Origin of the sequence: Streptomyces sp. NPDC002054 (assembly GCF_040296685.1) — a bacterium.
Taxonomy (GTDB): Bacteria; Actinomycetota; Actinomycetes; order Streptomycetales; family Streptomycetaceae; genus Streptomyces.
In genome coordinates, this window is the sequence record NZ_JBEOXT010000010.1 from 20171 (window position 1) to 36066 (window position 15896).

Annotated in this window: 13 protein-coding genes; all 13 read left to right on the forward strand. The window is 73.4% G+C overall.

What is annotated here, in order from left to right:
• Positions 1–41: 41 nt before the first annotated feature.
• The 13 genes from ABT123_RS11480 (at position 42) to ABT123_RS11540 (ending at position 15791) form a co-directional block, all read left to right on the forward strand.
• Positions 42–2201: an FUSC family protein gene (locus ABT123_RS11480; RefSeq protein WP_351312162.1), complete on the forward strand. Its 2160-nt coding sequence runs from the start codon at positions 42–44 to the stop codon at positions 2199–2201.
• Positions 2202–2227: 26 nt separating this feature from the next.
• A complete protein-coding gene (locus tag ABT123_RS11485; RefSeq protein WP_351312164.1) occupies positions 2228–2884 on the forward strand; it encodes a GNAT family N-acetyltransferase in 657 nt (218 codons plus the stop codon).
• Between the two features lie 83 nt (positions 2885–2967).
• The gene (locus ABT123_RS11490) at positions 2968–3597 is read left to right on the forward strand and encodes a hypothetical protein (RefSeq protein ID WP_351312166.1); all 630 of its coding nucleotides are present in this window, start codon (positions 2968–2970) and stop codon (positions 3595–3597) included.
• Positions 3598–3728: 131 nt separating this feature from the next.
• Entirely contained in the window at positions 3729–3980 is a 252-nt protein-coding gene (locus tag ABT123_RS11495; protein ID WP_351312489.1) for a ferredoxin, read from the forward strand.
• The gene (locus tag ABT123_RS11500) at positions 3973–5364 is read left to right on the forward strand and encodes an NAD(P)/FAD-dependent oxidoreductase (protein WP_351312168.1); all 1392 of its coding nucleotides are present in this window, start codon (positions 3973–3975) and stop codon (positions 5362–5364) included. The genes ABT123_RS11495 and ABT123_RS11500 overlap by 8 nt, the downstream gene beginning before the upstream one ends.
• A 44-nt stretch (positions 5365–5408) precedes the next feature.
• Positions 5409–6647: a cytochrome P450 gene (locus ABT123_RS11505; protein ID WP_351312170.1), complete on the forward strand. Its 1239-nt coding sequence runs from the start codon at positions 5409–5411 to the stop codon at positions 6645–6647.
• A 112-nt stretch (positions 6648–6759) separates the two neighbouring features.
• On the forward strand, positions 6760–7818 hold the full coding sequence (locus tag ABT123_RS11510) for a LacI family DNA-binding transcriptional regulator (RefSeq protein ID WP_351312172.1): 1059 nt from the start codon (positions 6760–6762) through the stop codon (positions 7816–7818).
• Positions 7819–7945: 127 nt separating this feature from the next.
• Positions 7946–9268, forward strand: coding sequence for an ABC transporter substrate-binding protein (locus tag ABT123_RS11515; RefSeq protein ID WP_351312174.1), 1323 nt, complete (start codon positions 7946–7948; stop codon positions 9266–9268).
• Positions 9269–9685: 417 nt separating this feature from the next.
• Entirely contained in the window at positions 9686–10654 is a 969-nt protein-coding gene (locus ABT123_RS11520) for a carbohydrate ABC transporter permease (RefSeq protein WP_351312176.1), read from the forward strand.
• Entirely contained in the window at positions 10651–11478 is an 828-nt protein-coding gene (locus tag ABT123_RS11525; protein WP_351312178.1) for a carbohydrate ABC transporter permease, read from the forward strand. The genes ABT123_RS11520 and ABT123_RS11525 overlap by 4 nt, the downstream gene beginning before the upstream one ends.
• A 62-nt stretch (positions 11479–11540) precedes the next feature.
• Complete coding sequence (locus ABT123_RS11530) at positions 11541–12914, forward strand: GH1 family beta-glucosidase (RefSeq protein WP_351312180.1); 1374 nt, start codon at positions 11541–11543, stop codon at positions 12912–12914.
• Positions 12915–13082: 168 nt separating this feature from the next.
• The gene (locus tag ABT123_RS11535) at positions 13083–14489 is read left to right on the forward strand and encodes a glycoside hydrolase family 16 protein (RefSeq protein ID WP_351312181.1); all 1407 of its coding nucleotides are present in this window, start codon (positions 13083–13085) and stop codon (positions 14487–14489) included.
• Between the two features lie 63 nt (positions 14490–14552).
• Positions 14553–15791, forward strand: coding sequence for a glycoside hydrolase family 64 protein (locus ABT123_RS11540; RefSeq protein WP_351312183.1), 1239 nt, complete (start codon positions 14553–14555; stop codon positions 15789–15791).
• Positions 15792–15896 lie beyond the last annotated feature (105 nt).

Genomic DNA, 15896 nt, shown 5'->3' on the forward strand with positions numbered 1-15896 from the left:
CTGCTCGGGTTACGGTTGCCGCCTGTGCCGGGTTCTTCCTCATGCTCTATGGGTTCGGGCAGACGGTCGCCGCCACCTACGCCCTGTTCGCCGCCGTCTCCCTGGCCGGACTCTCCCGGATCCCCGGCACCGGCCGCCAGCGGGCCGCCGCCATCCTGCGCCTGGTGCCCGTCTGCTGGCTGCTCATAGCCGTCGGAACCTTCCTCGCCGTGAACACCTGGACCGCGGTGGCCGGGATGCTGCTCATCGGGTTCGGGCTGGCCTTCATCGCCGTGGGCGGGCCCCGGCCCGCCGGGGCCGCGCCGGGCCTCCAGCTGCTCTACATCCTGCCCTGCTTCCCCCCGTACGCCCCGGACACCCTCGGCGAGCGCCTCATCGGCGCCACCCTCGGCATCGGGCTGCTGATCCTCGCCGAGGCGTACCTCTTCCCCGATCCGCCCGGCACCTCCTACCGGGAGCTCGCCGCCCGCGCCGCCGACACGGCGGCCCGCTGCGCGGACGAGCTGAGCCGGCCGCCGTACGCACTGACCGCCGCCTCCCGGCAGGCCGCCCGGGACGCGGGGCAGGCCCTGCGCCCCTCCCGGGTGCCGGACGCGGAGCGTCCCGCCGGTCCCTCCGTACGGGAGCGCGCCCTGGCCCACACCGGGCTGGCCATCCGCACCCTGCTGAACCGGCTGACCCGGCTGCCCGCCGCGCCCCCCGGGCAGTCCCCGGCCGGGTCCGGGACCGGCCTGCTGCACGACGTCCGCCAGGTGGCCGCCGAGAGCGCCGTCACCCTGCGCGGCGAGGCCCGCACCGCCGCCCCCGGCGAGGCCCAAACGGCCCTGCTCCGGAGCCGCGCCGCCGCCGCGGCACCGGCCCCCGCCCCGGCCTCGGGCCCGGCCCCGACCCCGGCCGAGCTGCGCCGCCAGGCCGCGCTCATCGAGCTCGCGGACGGCGCGCTCGCCCTGTCCGCCGGAGCCGGCATCGCCGTGCGCGGGCGGGCCGCAGCGGCCGGCACGGACCCCGGGCGCTTCTGGTACGCGCACCTGCGGGCCCCCCAGCTCTGGTGGCGCCGCCTGATCGGCCATGCCGGCCGCCGGTCGGTGTTCTTCCAGAACGCCGTACGGATCAGCCTGGCGCTCGCCGCCGCCCGGGCCATCGCCGGTCTCGACACCCTGCCGCACGGATTCTGGGCCATGCTGGCCACCCTCACCCTGACCCGCACCACGGTCACCGAGACCCGCACGACCATCCGCAACGCGCTGATCGGCACCCTGCTCGGCGCCCTGGTCGCCGCCGCGGTGCTCACCCTGGTCGGCACCCACACCACGGTCTACGCCGTCGCCCTGCCGCTGCTGATGCTCAGTGCCTTCACGCTCGGCCCGGTCAAGGGCGTGGGCTGGGCCCAGGGCCTGTTCACCCTGGTCGTCGCCCTGGCCTTCGCCCAGCTGGCGCCCGCCACCTGGCAGCTCGCCGAGCTGAGGGTCGTCGACGTGTTCATCGGCAGCGCCATCGGGGCCGTCTTCGGCCTGCTCGCCTGGCCCCGCGGGGCCCACGAGGAACTCCGCCGCTCGGTGGCCGTGCTGCTGCGCAGTACCGCCGAGGTGGCGGTGGCCACCACGGCCGCCGTCGTGGCGGGCGGCCCCCGGCAGACCATGCCGCCGCCCGCCCACCGCTCGGTACAGCACGACCTGATCCTCGCGGAGTCGGCGTTCGCCCAGTACCAGATCGAGCCGGCCGGCCACCGGACCGGCCTCGGCGGACCGGGCGGCCCGGTGGCCACCGACTGGCAGGCGGCGCTGATGGCCGGCCACCACACCCTGTGGGGCGCCCGGCGCCTGCTGACCCCACCCGCCCCGCCCCTCCCACCCGCTCCGAAGGAGACCCCGCCGCCCCCGGCTCCGCCGCCCCCGGCCCCGCCGCTGGACACCGAGGCCGCCGTCACCCTGATGCGCCTCGGCGAGCGGGTCGCGACCGGCATGCTGCTGACCGCCGTCGCCCTCGACCCCGGGGCTGACACCCCGGCCGCCCCGGACCCGGCGACCGCCGCCACCGGTCCGCCGGGAGCCGGGTTCGACGCGGAGCCCCCCGGCGCCCCGCGGGAGTTCTACGCCACCGTCTCCTGGCTGAGCGCCCTCGCGGCCGACCTCGACGGCATCACCGCCAGCCTGGGCAGCGCATCCGGCCGGGACGCCGGCCAGCCCCGCGCGCACAGTTGATCAGTGTCCCGGATACCGTTCCCCGCATGACCAACAGCGATTCGCACCCCCTGCTCGCCCACCTCCTCGAGGCCGCGGACGGGCGGTTTCCCGACATAGACGGCGGCGTGACCGTGCTGCCGCCCTTCGAGGGCGGGCTGGAGTGCTCCTTCGCCTTCACCGGTCACGCCTTCGTTGTCACCCGGCTGCCGGCCGAGGAGGTCCTCGCCCAGGGCCCGGACGGCTTCGGCCTCTCCCTGGCCCCGGACTTCCTGCGCCACCTCGCGGGCCCCGGCGGCTGGATCGGCGTCACCGACGCCAGCCTCGTCGCCCGCGGATCCGGCACCCCCGACACCGCCGGCCGGCTCGCCGAGCGCCACGACGTCGACGACCACCCCCGGGTCCGGCACGCCCGCTCCGTACGGAACGACGTCCGCGTCTACGGGGACGAGCGCGGGTTCGTCACGGTCGGGCGAGGCCTCGCCGGACGACGTGAGGTCGGCATCGCCCTCGACGAAGAGGCGGGCCAGAAGGCCGGCCGCGGTATCGGCCGCTCCCTCCTCCTCGACGCCCTCACCCTCGTCCCCGAGGGCGAGCCCGTCTTCGCCGCCGTCTCCCCGGGCAACGCCCGCTCGCTGCGCGCCTTCCTCGCCGTCGGCTTCACCCCGATCGGCAGCGAGGTCCTGCTCCGCCCCCTCCCGTAGCCTCCCGCCCCGCCCGTGACCGGCCGTCACCCGGGCGGGTGCCCCGGCTGGCGCTGCGGCGCCGGGCCCGGCTTGCTGGACGGGTGAGACAGCACGCATCGGGACCGGCCGGCGGGCAGCGGCTGCGGACGCCACGGGCCGCCGCCGTGGCCGGGATCGTCTTCGCCGTCCTGCTGGGCACGGCCATCGTGCTCGTCCGGATGGCCCTGCCGGGCGGTGACTTCGGCGATGCCCAGCTGGACTCCGGCCAGCGGGCTCAGGTGACCACCGCCCTCACCCTCGTACCCTTCGCCGGCATCGCCTTCCTGTGGTTCATGGGCGCCCTGCGCGAGCACACGGGAGAGGCCGAGGACCGGTTCCTCGCCACCGTCTTCCTCGGCAGCGGGCTGATCTTCGTTGCCACCCTCTTCGGCTCGGCAGCCGCCGCTGGCACCGTGCTGGGCGAGGATACGAGCTCGGAATTCGGCCGCCACTACGCCTACACGCTGCTGATGACCTACGCGATGCGGATGGCCGCCGTCTTCGTCTTCGCGACCTCCGCCATCGGGCACCGGCTCGGGGTCCTGCCCCGCCCGCTCGCCCTTCTCGGCTATCTGGTGGGCCTGGTCCTGCTGCTGGTGGGCACCGCGGCCCCCTGGTCCGAGCTGGTCTTCCCGGCCTGGGCCCTGGTCCTCGGCATCTACATCCTCCGAGCCGCCCGTCGCGCCGCCTGAGCCGGACCGCCTGAGCCGGACCGGGCCCGGGCGGGCGTCACCCCAACGGCCCGCCCGGGCGGGCCGGGCCCGGCTCCCCGGCGCAGGCTGGACCCGTGGGAACCCCGGGGCCACGAAAGGACCGAACCTTGCTGAGGCTTGTCGTCGACCTCAACCGCTGCCAGGGATACGCGCAATGCGCCTTCCTGGCGCCCGACGTCTTCGCGATGCACGGGGACGAGGGACTGCTCTACGACCCGCGGGCCGAGGAGGCCCATCGGGCCCGGGTCGCGCAGGCCGCCGCCGCCTGCCCCGTCCAGGCGATCCTCGTGGACGAGCTGGACCTGGAGTCCGGCGCCCCGTCGCCGTCCGCTGCTGCCGCCGGGGAGACCGCCGATGCCTGACACCGCCCTGGAGCAGCTCAAGCGCGAGGGCCGGATCGTCGTCGTCGGCGCCTCGCTCGCCGGTCTGCGGGCCGCCGAGACCCTGCGCGAGAAGGGCTTCGCCGGATCCCTCACGATGATCGGCGACGAGCCGTACGAGCCGTACGACCGGCCGCCGCTCTCCAAGCAGGTCCTGCTGGGCCGGGCCGCCGCCGAGCACACCGCACTGCCCCGCCGCCGCGCGATCGACGCCGACTGGCGGCTCGGCGTACGGGCCACCGGCCTGGACATGGCGGCCCGGCGGGTCCGCCTGGCCGACGGCGGGGAGGTGCCCTACGACCGGCTGCTGATCGCCACCGGCGTCCGCGCCCGGCCCTGGCCCAACCCGGCCGAGGCCGAACTCGACGGCGTCCTCACCCTCCGGTCCCGCAACGACGGCGCCGCACTGGCCCGCCGACTCGCCGACGGACCCCGCCGGGTCCTGGTCATCGGTGCCGGCTTCACCGGCTCCGAGATCGCCTCCGCCTGCCGCGAGCGCGGCCTCGACGTCACCGTCGCCGAACGCGGCGACGCCCCCCTCGTCGGAGCACTGGGCGGGGTGATCGGCGCGGTCGCCGCCGAACTCCAGCGCGAGCACGGGGTCGACCTGCGCACCGGGGTGATGGTGACCGGCCTGGAGGGCGACTCCACCGGGCGGGTCCGGGCCGCGCACCTCTCCGACGGCAGCACGGTGGAGGCCGAGGTGGTGGTGGTCTCGCTCGGTGCCCAGCGCAACACCGAATGGCTCACCGGCTCCGGACTCGGCGCGGGCCCCCGCGGCATCGCCTGCGACGCCGGCTGCCGCGCCTTCGACATCCGCGGCATCGTCACCGACGACATCTATGTGGCCGGAGACGTGGCCCGCTCCCCGCACCCGCTGTTCGGCTACCAGTTCCTGTCCCTGGAACACTGGGGCAATGCCGTCTCCCAGGCGGAGACCGCGGCCCACAACATGCTCAGCGAGAGCACCGACCGCCGCCCCCACATCTGGGTTCCGGCCTTCTGGTCCTCGCAGTTCGGCGTGAACATCAAATCGGTCGGAGTCCCCTCCATGGGCACCGAGATCCTCATCTCGCAGGGCTCGCGCGCCGAACGCCGCTTCACCGGCGTGTACGGCTACCAGGGCCGCGTCATCGGGGCGGTCACCTTCGACAACGCCCGCTGGCTGCAGTTCTACCAGCGGCTGATCGAGACGACCGCGCCCTTCCCGCCGGAGTTCCCGACGGTCGACCGGCGCCCGGACGGGCTGAAGCCGCTGCCCGCCGACTTCCCCGACCCGTCCGTGCCCACGCACGGCCCGACCATCACCCTCAGCGGGTATTCGCCGGCCGACCGGCGGATGACCTTCACCCCCGCCGGGCACTGACCCGCACGCGCCGACCCGCCGCGCCCCCGGAGGACCGATCCGCCATGACCCACGGCATCCTGAGCCAGATCCTGGACCCCGCCAACCGCGCCAACCCGTACCCGCTGTACGAGGAACTCCGCAAGACCCCGGTCTTCCACGACGGCGACGGGCCGTACGTCATCAGCACCTACTACGAGATCCAGAGCCTGCTGCACGACCCGCGGCTCAGCTCCGACGCCCGCAACCTCGCCGCCACGGCCCACGACCCGCTCGCGGAGGGCGGCGGGGAAGAGCAGCAGGCGCTGCCGCCCAGCTTCCTGAAACTGGACCCGCCGGAACACGACCGGCTGCGCCGGATGACCAACCGGCCCTTCGGACCGCCGCACTCCCCGCACCGCGTCGACGGCATGCGCGGCGAACTCGGCGACATCGTCACCGGCCTGATCGACGGCATCGGCGACACCGAACGCATCGACCTGGTCGACCAGGTCTCGTACCCCTTCCCCGTCACCGTGATCTGCCGGCTGCTCGGGGTGCCGCGCGAGGACGAGTCCCGGTTCCACGTCTGGGCCGACACCCTCGCCGCCAGCCTGGACCCCGACCCCGGCGCCGACCCCTCGGAACGCCTCAGGGTCACCCACGACGCCCGGATGGAACTGGGCATGTACCTGGCCGGGCTGATCGAGGAGCGGCGCAAGAACCCCGGCGAGGACATGCTCTCCCAACTCGCCGCCGGGCACGGCCAGGACGAGGCGATGAGCACGATGGAACTGCTCAGCACCGCCGCCCTGCTGCTGATCGCCGGCCACGAGACCACCGTCAACCTGATCACCAACGGGATGCTGACGCTGCTCCGCAACCCCGACGTCCTCCGGCACCTCCGGGAGGACGCGAGCCTCGCGGTCCCGCTGGTGGAGGAACTGCTCAGGTTCGAACCCCCGGTGCAACTGCTGCCGCAGCGCACCCCGCTGGCCGACATCGAGGTCGGCGGGATCACCATCCCCAAGGGCTCCTCGATGTGGCTGATCATCGCCTCCGGCAACCGGGACCCGCAGCGCTTCGAGAACCCCGACCGCTTCGACCCGTACCGCAAGGACATCCAGCACCTGGGCCTCGGCAGCGGTATCCACAGCTGCTTCGGCGCCCCGTTGGCCCGCCTGGAGGCCCAGCTCGCGCTCTCCGAACTGGCCCGCCGGCTGGAGAACCCGCGCCTGCTGGAGGACCCGCCTCCGTACCGGCAGAACGCGGTCCTGCGCGGCCCGCGCCATCTGCCCATCGCCTGCGACGGGATCCGACCGTAGGGGCTGTACCGGATCCTCGGCTGGAGCGCTCTCAGGCGGACACCGAGCGGATATCCTGGCGGGCGGCGCAGCAGCGTTTCCCACCGTCCGGCTGCGCTCCGAGGAGTGAGCCGTGCCCGAGCAGCCGTCCGGCCGCCGTCCGACGCTGGAAGCCGTGGCGGCGCGGGCCGGGGTCTCCCGGGCCACGGCCTCGCGGGTGGTCAACGGCGGTGCCGGGGTCCGACAGCCGGTGGTGGAGAAGGTGCGCCGGGCCGTCGACGAGCTGGGCTACCTGCCCAATCCCGCCGCCCGTACGCTCGTCACCCGGCGCACCGGGGCCGTAGCGGTGATCATTCCCGAGCCGGAGATCCGGATCTTCTCCGATCCCTTCTTCTCCCAGCAGCTCCGCGGCATCAGCAAGGAACTAACCGCCCACGACACCCAGTTGGTGCTCCTGCTGGTGGAGGGCCCCGGGGACTACGACCGGATCGGCCGCTACCTGGCCGGCGGACACGTCGACGGGGCACTCGCCTTCTCCCTGCACACCGCCGACCCGCTGCCCGGGATCGTCCAGCGCATCGGCTTGCCCACGGTCTACGGCGGCCGGCCGGAGGGGCCGGGCGCCGTGGCGTACGTGGACGCCGACAACCGCGGCGGCGCCCGGGCCGCCGTCCAGTTCCTCACCGAACAAGGGCGGCTGGCCATCGCGCACATCACCGGTCCTGCCGACCAGACCTCGGCGGCCGACCGGCTGGCCGGCTACCGGGACGTGCTGATCGACGGGGACCCGTCCCTGGTCGCCGAGGGCGACTTCACCGTGGAGGGCGGGGCCCGCGCGATGACCGCCCTGCTGGAGCGCCGGCCCGACCTCGACGCGGTGTTCGCCGCCAACGACCTGGCGGCGGTCGGTGCGCTCCGGGTGCTGCGCGAGCACGGCCGGAACGTCCCGGACCAGGTCGCGGTGATCGGCTTCGACGACCTGCGGTCGGTCGCGGAGTGCTCCGAACCGCCGCTGACCACCGTTCACCAGGACATCGAGGGCATGGGCCGGCTGATGGCCCGGCTGCTGCTGCGCCGCCTCGACAAGGACCGCGACGCTGCTGTCGGCACCGGCGTCGGCACCGGCGCCGGCGCCGTCCTGCCGTCCTCGGTCGTCACGCCGACCCGGCTGGTCCGGCGCGCCTCCGCCTGAGCCACCACAACAGCCCGTCGATGACGGGGTATTGACGGGGGGTCGCCGTGCCGGGCACGCTCCAGTCGCGCGCTTGAGAGCGCTCTCAATCCCGATCCGGGTTCGACCAGCGACCAGGGAGACTGCCATGCCGATCGTCCGAGCCGTCCGGAGAACTGCCGTCCGGAGTGCCGCCGTCCGCCTGGGCGCGGTCGCGCTCGCCGGGACCCTGCTGGCCGCCTGTGACTCCGGTGCACCGGCGGGTTCCTCCGGCGCCGGGGCGGGCGGCAAGGTCACGCTGACCGTCGACCTGTTCGGCTCGTTCGGTTACCAGGAGGCCGGGCTCTACGCCGAGTACGAGAAGCTCCACCCGAACATCAAGGTCAAGCAGACCGACACCGAGGACGAGCAGGACTACTGGAAGTCGCTCCAGACCAGACTCGCGGGCGGCGGGGGACTGGCCGACGTACAGGGCATCGAGGTGGGCCGGATCGCCTCCGTCACCCAGCAGCAGGCCGACCGGTTCGAAGACTTGAACACGTACGGCGCCGCCGGACTGAAGAGCGCCTTCTCCGAGTCCAAGTGGTCGGCCGCCACCACCAAGGACGGCAAGGTGCTGGGCCTGGGGACGGACGTCGGCCCCGAGGCCATGTGCTATCGCACGGACCTGCTCCGGGCGGCCGGCCTCCCCACGGACCGCGAGGCCCTCGCCCAGAAGTGGTCCACCTGGCAGGGCTACCTCGACCTGGGGCGCCAGTACAAGCAGAACGCCCCCGCCAAGACCGCCTGGCTGGACAGCGTCGGGAGTCTGTACGCCGTGATGACCGGCCAGGCCGCGGAGCGGTACTACGACACCTCCGGAAAGCTGGTCTACGAGACCAACCCCGCCGTCCGGACCGCCTGGGACACCTCGGTCACGGCAGCCGCGGACGGCCTCAGCGCCGAACTCGACCAGTGGTCGGCGCCATGGAACCAGGCCTTCGCTGCCGGCTCCTTCGCCACCATTCCGTGCCCCGCTTGGATGCTGGGCTACATCAAGGGCCAGGCCGGCGACGCCGGCCGGGGCAAGTGGGACGTGGCCCGGCTGCCCGGCGGCGCCGGCAACTGGGGCGGCTCGTATCTCGCCGTGCCGCGCGCCGCCCGCCACAAGCAGGAGGCGTACGAGCTCCTCCGCTGGCTGACCGCCCCCGAGCAGCAGGCCAAACTGTTCCGCACGCAGGGCCAGTTCCCGTCGGCGGTCGCGGCCATCGCCCAGGTGGCGGACGCCAAGGACCCCTACTTCTCGGACGCGCCCATCGGCCGGATCTTCGGCGACGCCGCCAAGGCCGCGCCGGTTCAGGTGCTCGGCGTCGACGACAAGACGATCGCCGACCAGATCACCAACGCGCTGAGCGAGGTCGAACGCAAGGGCACGTCCCCGAAGGCCGCCTGGGACAACGCCCGCCGGGGGGTGAAGAACGCCACCGGCTGAGCCATGGGCCCTCGGGGGCCCGGGTTGTCTGGTGCCAAGCCGCGGCACCAGGCGGCCCGGCCCTGACCTGCCGGCCCCCCAGCCGGGGAGCGGCGTGGGACCGGCCTCCTCCCACCGGGTGCCCGGGGCCCTCCCCACCGGGCACCCGGGCCGGCTCCCGAGACGCTGCCCAGCCCAGCCCAGCCCAGCCCAGCCCAGCCCAGCCCAGCCCAGCCCCGCCCAGCCCGCCCGGCCGCGCGCGCCCAGCCCGCCCGGCCCTCGCTCCGCCCAGCCCAGCCCGCCCGGCCGCGCCCGCCCAGCCCGGCCCTCGCCCAGCCCAGCCCGCCCAGCCGCGCCCAGCCCCGCCCAACCCAGCCCCGCGCCGCCGAGCCTGCCCCGCCTCCCGCCCCGCCGTTACGTCCCGAAGGGCGCCGCGCCATGACCCGTACCGACACCGACGCACCACCCCGGGCCCGCCCGGGCAAGGCCCGCCCGGGCAAGGTGCCGCGCCGCCGGCCGGGCCGGCAGGCCATCTCCCCGTATACCTACCTCGCCCCCTTCTTCACCCTCTTCGCCGCCTTCGGGATCTTCCCGCTCCTCTACACGGCCTTCGTCTCACTCCATCGCGTCGAGCTCCAGACCCCCGGAACCATGGAATGGCGCGGGTTCGGCAACTACACCGCCGTCTTCACCGACCCGTTCTTCTGGACCGCGCTGCGCAATACCTTCACCATCGGGGTCCTCTCCACCGTCCCCCAGCTCGCGATGGCCCTGGCCCTGGCGCACCTCCTCAACCACCGGCTGCGCGGCCGGACCTTCTTCCGGACCGCCATGCTGCTCCCGTACGCCACCTCCGTCGCCGCGGCCACCCTGGTCTTCGCCCAGCTCTTCGGCCGCGACTTCGGCCTCGTCAACCAGTTCCTGGGACTGATCGGCATCGGGCTGGTGGACTGGCAGACCGGCACCACCGCCTCACAGATCGCCGTGTCCTCGATCGTGATCTGGCGCTGGACCGGCTACAACGCCCTGATCTACCTGGCCGGCATGCAGACCATCCCGGCCGAGCTGTACGAGGCCGCCGAGGTGGACGGGGCCTCCCAGTGGCGGCAGTTCTGCCACGTCACGCTCCCCGGCCTGCGGCCCACGATCGTCTTCACCACCGTGGTGTCCACCATCGGCGCCACCCAGCTCTTCGGCGAGCCCCTGCTCTTCGAGGGCTCCGTCTCGGGAGGCATCTCGCACCAGTACCAGACCCTCGGCCTCTACCTCTACGAGCAGGGCTGGGGCTTCTTCCACCTGGGCCGGGCCGCCGCCATCGCCTGGGTGATGTTCCTGCTGATCCTGCTGCTGGTCGGCTCCAACGCCCTGCTGGCAGCCCGACGTTCCCGCAAGGAGGCCGCGCGATGACCGCTCGCGCCCGGCGGCCGGGCCGGCTCGTGTACGGCGTCCTGATCCTCGCCGTGCTGGTCTCGGCCTTCCCGCTCTACTGGACGGTCGTCGCCGCCAGCCGCTCCAACGCCGACCTCGCCCGGGTACCGCCCTCGCTGCTGCCCGGACCCCATCTGATGCACAACGTCCGGCAGGTGCTGGCGGAGGCCGACATCGGCAAGGCGCTGCTGAACTCCCTGATCGTGTCCGGCTCCATCACCGTCGGCACCGTGCTCTGCTCCACCCTCGCCGGCTTCGCCTTCGCCAAACTCCGGTTCCGCGGACGCGGACTGCTGCTGTCCCTCACGGTCGCCACCATGATGATCCCCCCGCAGCTCGGGGTGATCCCGCTCTTCATGCTGATCGCCCGGCTCCAGTGGGTGAACCAGCTGCAGGCCGTGATCCTGCCCGGACTGGTCTCCGCCTTCGGGGTGTTCTTCATGCGGCAGTTCCTCGCCCAGTCCCTGCCCGACGAGCTGATCGAGGCCGCCCGCATCGACGGCGCCTCCACCCGGCGGATCTTCTGGTCGATCGTCGTGCCCGTCGCCCGGCCCGCGATGGCCGTCCTCGGCCTGCTCACCTTCATGACCGCATGGAACGACTTCTTCTGGCCGGTGGTCGCCCTCTCCTCGCAGGAACCGACCGTCCAGGTCGCGCTGCGGCAGCTCGGCGGGGGCTATGTCCACGACCAGTCCGTGATCATGGCCGGCACCCTGCTCGGCACCCTGCCGGTGCTGCTCGTCTTCGGACTGCTGGGCCGTCAGATCGTCGGCGGCATCATGCAGGGCGCCGTCAAGGGCTGAACGCGCCCCTGCTGCCCTCCCCGCTGCCCTACCCTCCCTCCCGAGCCCTGGAGCCGATCCCGATGACCACCCACCTGACCTTCCCCGCGGGATTCCGCTGGGGCACCGCCACCGCCGCCTACCAGATCGAAGGCGCCGCCGAGGAGGACGGACGCACCCCCTCCATCTGGGACACCTTCAGCAGGATCCCGGGCAAGGTCCGCAACGGAGACACCGGCGACATCGCCGCCGACCACTACCACCGGATGCCCGAGGACATCGCCCTGCTCAGGTCCCTCGGCGTCTCCGACTACCGGTTCTCCGTGGCCTGGCCGCGGATCCAGCCCACCGGGCGCGGACCCGCCGTCCAGAAGGGGCTCGACTTCTACCGGCGGCTCGTGGACGCGCTGCGGGACGCGGGCATCCGGCCCGTCGCCACCCTCTACCACTGGGACCTGCCGCAGGAGCTGGAGACCGCGGGCGGCTGGCCGGTACGGGAGACGGCCGCGCGGTTCGGTGAGTACGCCTCCCTCACGGCCGAGGCGCTCGGCGACGGGGTGGCGACCTGGACCACCCTCAACGAGCCCTGGTGCGCTGCCTTCCTTGGGTACGCCGCCGGAGTGCACGCCCCCGGCCGGACCAGCCCCGTGGACGCGCTGCGGGCCGCCCACCACCTCAACCTCGCCCACGGGCGGGCCGTCCAGGCGCTGCGCGCCGCCCTGCCGGCACGGAGTGAGATCTCCCTCACCCTCAACCTCCACACCCTGCGCCCACGGACGGACTCCGCCGCCGACCGGGAGGCGGCCCGCCGGATCGACGCGCTGGGCAACCGGCTCTTCCTCGACCCCGTCTTCCACGGCGGGCTGCCGCAGGACCTGGTCCGCGACACCGCCGCGGTCACCGACTGGTCCTTCGTCGAGGCCGGCGACCTGGCGGTCGCCTCCGCAGGGGTCGACTCGCTGGGCGTCAACTACTACGCCCCGACCACGGTCGCGGCCGGCCGGTCCGAAGCCCCCTCTCCCTGGCCCACGGCGGAGCCCCACGTCCGCTTCCCGAGGGACCCCGGGCCCCGGACCGCGATGGACTGGCCGGTCGACGCCCACGGTCTGTACGAGCTGCTGGGCCGGCTGCGCGACGAACTGCCCGGGGTGCCGCTGCTGGTCACCGAGAACGGTGCGGCGTACGAGGACTACGCGGACCCGGAGGGCCGGGTCCGCGACCCCGAGCGGGTGGCCTACCTGCACGGCCACCTCGCCGCGGTCCACCGGGCGATCGCGGACGGGGCCGATGTCCGCGGCTACTTCCTCTGGTCGCTGCTGGACAACTTCGAGTGGGCGTACGGGTACGGCAAGAGGTTCGGCATCGTCCACGTCGACTTCGCGACCCAGCGGCGGACCCTCAAGGACAGCGCGCGCTGGTACGCCGATGTCATCGCCCGGGGCGGCCTGCCCGCCTGAGGTGTGTTCAGAAGGTGAATGCACGGGCCCCCGGTACGGAACTTCGGCTTCACCTCTTGCCTGCGGGCGGAGAGGGGAGCAGAGTAGCCGCGCATCCAGCTTCTGAGAGCGCTCTCAGCCCCTGTCCCTCATCCCCATCCCCCCACCCCCCCCCGAGAGAGGGTTCCCATGAGAGACACACCCTTACGACGCGGGATCCTGCGGCGAGCAGCCCTCGCCGTGGCCGCACTGCTCGTCCCGGCCGCCGCCGTGTTCGTCTCCCTCCCCGCCAACGCCTCCATACCGGCCGACCCGCCGGGCTGGACCGCGGTCTTTCAGGACGACTTCGACGGCCCGGCGGGCTCCGGAGTGAACGGCACCAACTGGCAGTACACCACCGGCACCAGCTACCCGGGCGGCCCGGCCAACTTCGGCACGGGCGAGATCGAGACCATGACCTCCAGCACCGCGAACGTCTCGCTCGACGGGTCCGGCCACCTGCGGATCACCCCGCTGCGGGACGCCGCAGGCCAGTGGACCTCGGGCCGCATCGAGACCCGGCGGTCCGACTTCCAGCCCCCGGCGGGCGGCGCGCTGCGCGTGGAGGCGCGGATCCAGATGCCCAACGTCACGGGGGCGGCGGCCCGGGGCTACTGGCCGGCGTTCTGGATGCTCGGCGCACCGTACCGGGGCAACTGGTGGAACTGGCCGGGCATCGGCGAGCTGGACATCCTGGAGAACGTCCAGGGCATCAACCAGGTCTGGGCCACCATGCACTGCGGCACCAGCCCCGGCGGGCCCTGCAACGAGACCTCGGGCATCGGCGGCCAGCGGGTCTGCGCGCCCGTCGCCTGTCAGGCCGGGTTCCACACGTACGCCGTCGAGTGGGACAAGAGCGTCAGTCCGCAGGAGATGCGCTTCTACCTCGACGGTGCGCACTACCACACCGTCCGGGAGAACCAGGTCGACGCCGCCACCTGGGCGGCGGCCACCAACCACGGCTACTTCCTCATCCTGAACGTGGCCATGGGTGGCGGGTTCGTCGACGCCTTCGGCGGCGGACCGGACGCGGGCACCCAGCCCGGCCGGCCGATGGTCGTCGACTACGTCTCCGTGTGGCAGCGCGGCGGAGGCGGCACGCAGCCGCCGACCACGCCCCCGCCGACCACGCCGCCGCCAGGCAACCGTGACGCGTACTCCGCCATCCAGGCCGAGTCGTACGACGGCCAAGGGGGGCTGACCACCGAAACCACCACCGACACTGGCGGCGGACAGAACGTGGCCGCTGTGGCCAACGGCGACTGGGCCCTGTTCAAGGGGGTCAACTTCGGCTCGAACCCGGCGACCCAGTTCCACGCCCGGGTGGCGAGCGGCGCGACCGGCGGGGTCAGCGGGCTGGTGGAGGTACGCCTCGACAGCCGCAGCAACGCCCCCATCGGCAGCTTCGCGGTGGCAGGCACCGGCGGCTGGCAGAGCTGGCGGACCATCCCGGCGAACATCTCCGCCGTGACCGGCACCCACGACGTGTACCTGACCTTCACCAGCGGCCAGCCTGCCGACTTCGTGAACGTCAACTGGTTCGACTTCGGGCACTGAGACCGGCCGGGGGCGGGTGCCCCGAGCACCCGCCCCCGCACCCTCCCCCCCGGAAAGGCCCCCATGACGCCCTCCGCCCGCACCTCGCGCACCTCGCGCACCTCCCGCACCCTGCTGACCGCCCTGCTCGCCTGTCTCGCCCTGCTCGGCCCGGGCCCCACCGCCACCGGAACGCCCACCGCCGGAGGCGGCGGGTCCGGGAGCTTCCCGATCACCTTCCGGAACGACACCCGGGGCGCGTACACCGACGCGCAGATCTTCGTCACCGTCCTCGGCCAGGTCACCCCGGGCCAGTGGTCGTACATGAAGCCCGACGGGACCATGGCCCGCATCAACCACCTGGAGGCCGACGCACCCGGCCACCTCACCAAGAACGGCGTCAACTACCCCGACATGTCCTTCACGGTGGCGGAGGCAGGCGGCAGCGTGCCGGCCCCGACCGCCCTGCGCGGGGGCCGGATCTACCTCTCCCTCGGCTCGCCCGTGTTCATCCCGGTCTCGCCCGACGACCAGGGCTGGGGCGGCCCCGACCTGCGCAACCCGGCCGACCCCAACGCCGATGTGTACTACGACTGGTACGAGTACACCTACGTCCACGGGCAGGTGGCCTTCGGCGGCAACACCACCCAGGTCGACCAGTTCGGCTTCCCGATGACCGTACGCCTCCAGCAGGATTCCAGCGGCTACGACGACACCCAGGGCATCGCCCTCCGCCGCGCGGAGGTCATGTCCCGGTACGCGGCAGCCGTCGGCCCCGCCTTCAGGCCGCTGCAGAACCCGTACCGGATCGTGGCACCGCGCTCGGCGAGCGCCTTCCTCGACGGCGGCGACCGGTCCGGGTACCTCCAGTCGTACATCGACCGGACCTGGTCGCACTACACCGCCCACCCGTTCACCCTCACCCGCCTCGGCGAGACCTTCGCCGGGCGGGTGTCCGGCAGCACCCTCACCTTCACCAAGAACGGCGCGGGCCCCTTCGTCCTGCGGAAGCCGACCTCCCCGGACACGGTCGCCTGCGCGGGCGCGCTCGCCTCCGGCAACGACACCGAGAAGCAGCTGGGCGCCGAGTTCTGCGCGGCCCTCAACCGGGGCGTGGCCCTCGACACCGCCGCCTGGTACGCCCCGGCCGCGTACTACCCGGCGGGCGGCGCCAAGAACGACTACGCCGGCTTCTTCCACACCGTCGGCCTGAACCAGCGGGCCTACGGCTTCCCGTACGACGACGTCAACGACCAGTCCTCCGTGCAGATCCTCGCCAACTCCGAGCCGCCCACCCGCCTCACTCTCGGCATCGGCTGGTAGCGGCACGGGATCGGGGAACTGCGAGATCACGGCCCTCGCCTCCGGCGTTGTCAGTGCCGCCGGTTACTGTGCTGATCAACTGATCATGCGGGGGAAGCGGAGGGG

Excerpts from the sequence above, each read along its gene's own strand:
- ABT123_RS11530 (WP_351312180.1), top strand. The coding sequence starts at position 11,541 with ATGACCACCCACCTGACCTTCCCCGCGGGATTCCGCTGGGGCACCGCC.
- ABT123_RS11535 (WP_351312181.1), top strand. The coding sequence starts at position 13,083 with ATGAGAGACACACCCTTACGACGCGGGATCCTGCGGCGAGCAGCCCTC.
- ABT123_RS11485 (WP_351312164.1), top strand. The coding sequence starts at position 2,228 with ATGACCAACAGCGATTCGCACCCCCTGCTCGCCCACCTCCTCGAGGCC.
- ABT123_RS11525 (WP_351312178.1), top strand. The coding sequence starts at position 10,651 with ATGACCGCTCGCGCCCGGCGGCCGGGCCGGCTCGTGTACGGCGTCCTG.
- ABT123_RS11505 (WP_351312170.1), top strand. The coding sequence starts at position 5,409 with ATGACCCACGGCATCCTGAGCCAGATCCTGGACCCCGCCAACCGCGCC.
- ABT123_RS11520 (WP_351312176.1), top strand. The coding sequence starts at position 9,686 with ATGACCCGTACCGACACCGACGCACCACCCCGGGCCCGCCCGGGCAAG.
- ABT123_RS11500 (WP_351312168.1), top strand. The coding sequence starts at position 3,973 with ATGCCTGACACCGCCCTGGAGCAGCTCAAGCGCGAGGGCCGGATCGTC.
- ABT123_RS11515 (WP_351312174.1), top strand. The coding sequence starts at position 7,946 with ATGCCGATCGTCCGAGCCGTCCGGAGAACTGCCGTCCGGAGTGCCGCC.
- ABT123_RS11540 (WP_351312183.1), top strand. The coding sequence starts at position 14,553 with ATGACGCCCTCCGCCCGCACCTCGCGCACCTCGCGCACCTCCCGCACC.
- ABT123_RS11480 (WP_351312162.1), top strand. The coding sequence starts at position 42 with ATGCTCTATGGGTTCGGGCAGACGGTCGCCGCCACCTACGCCCTGTTC.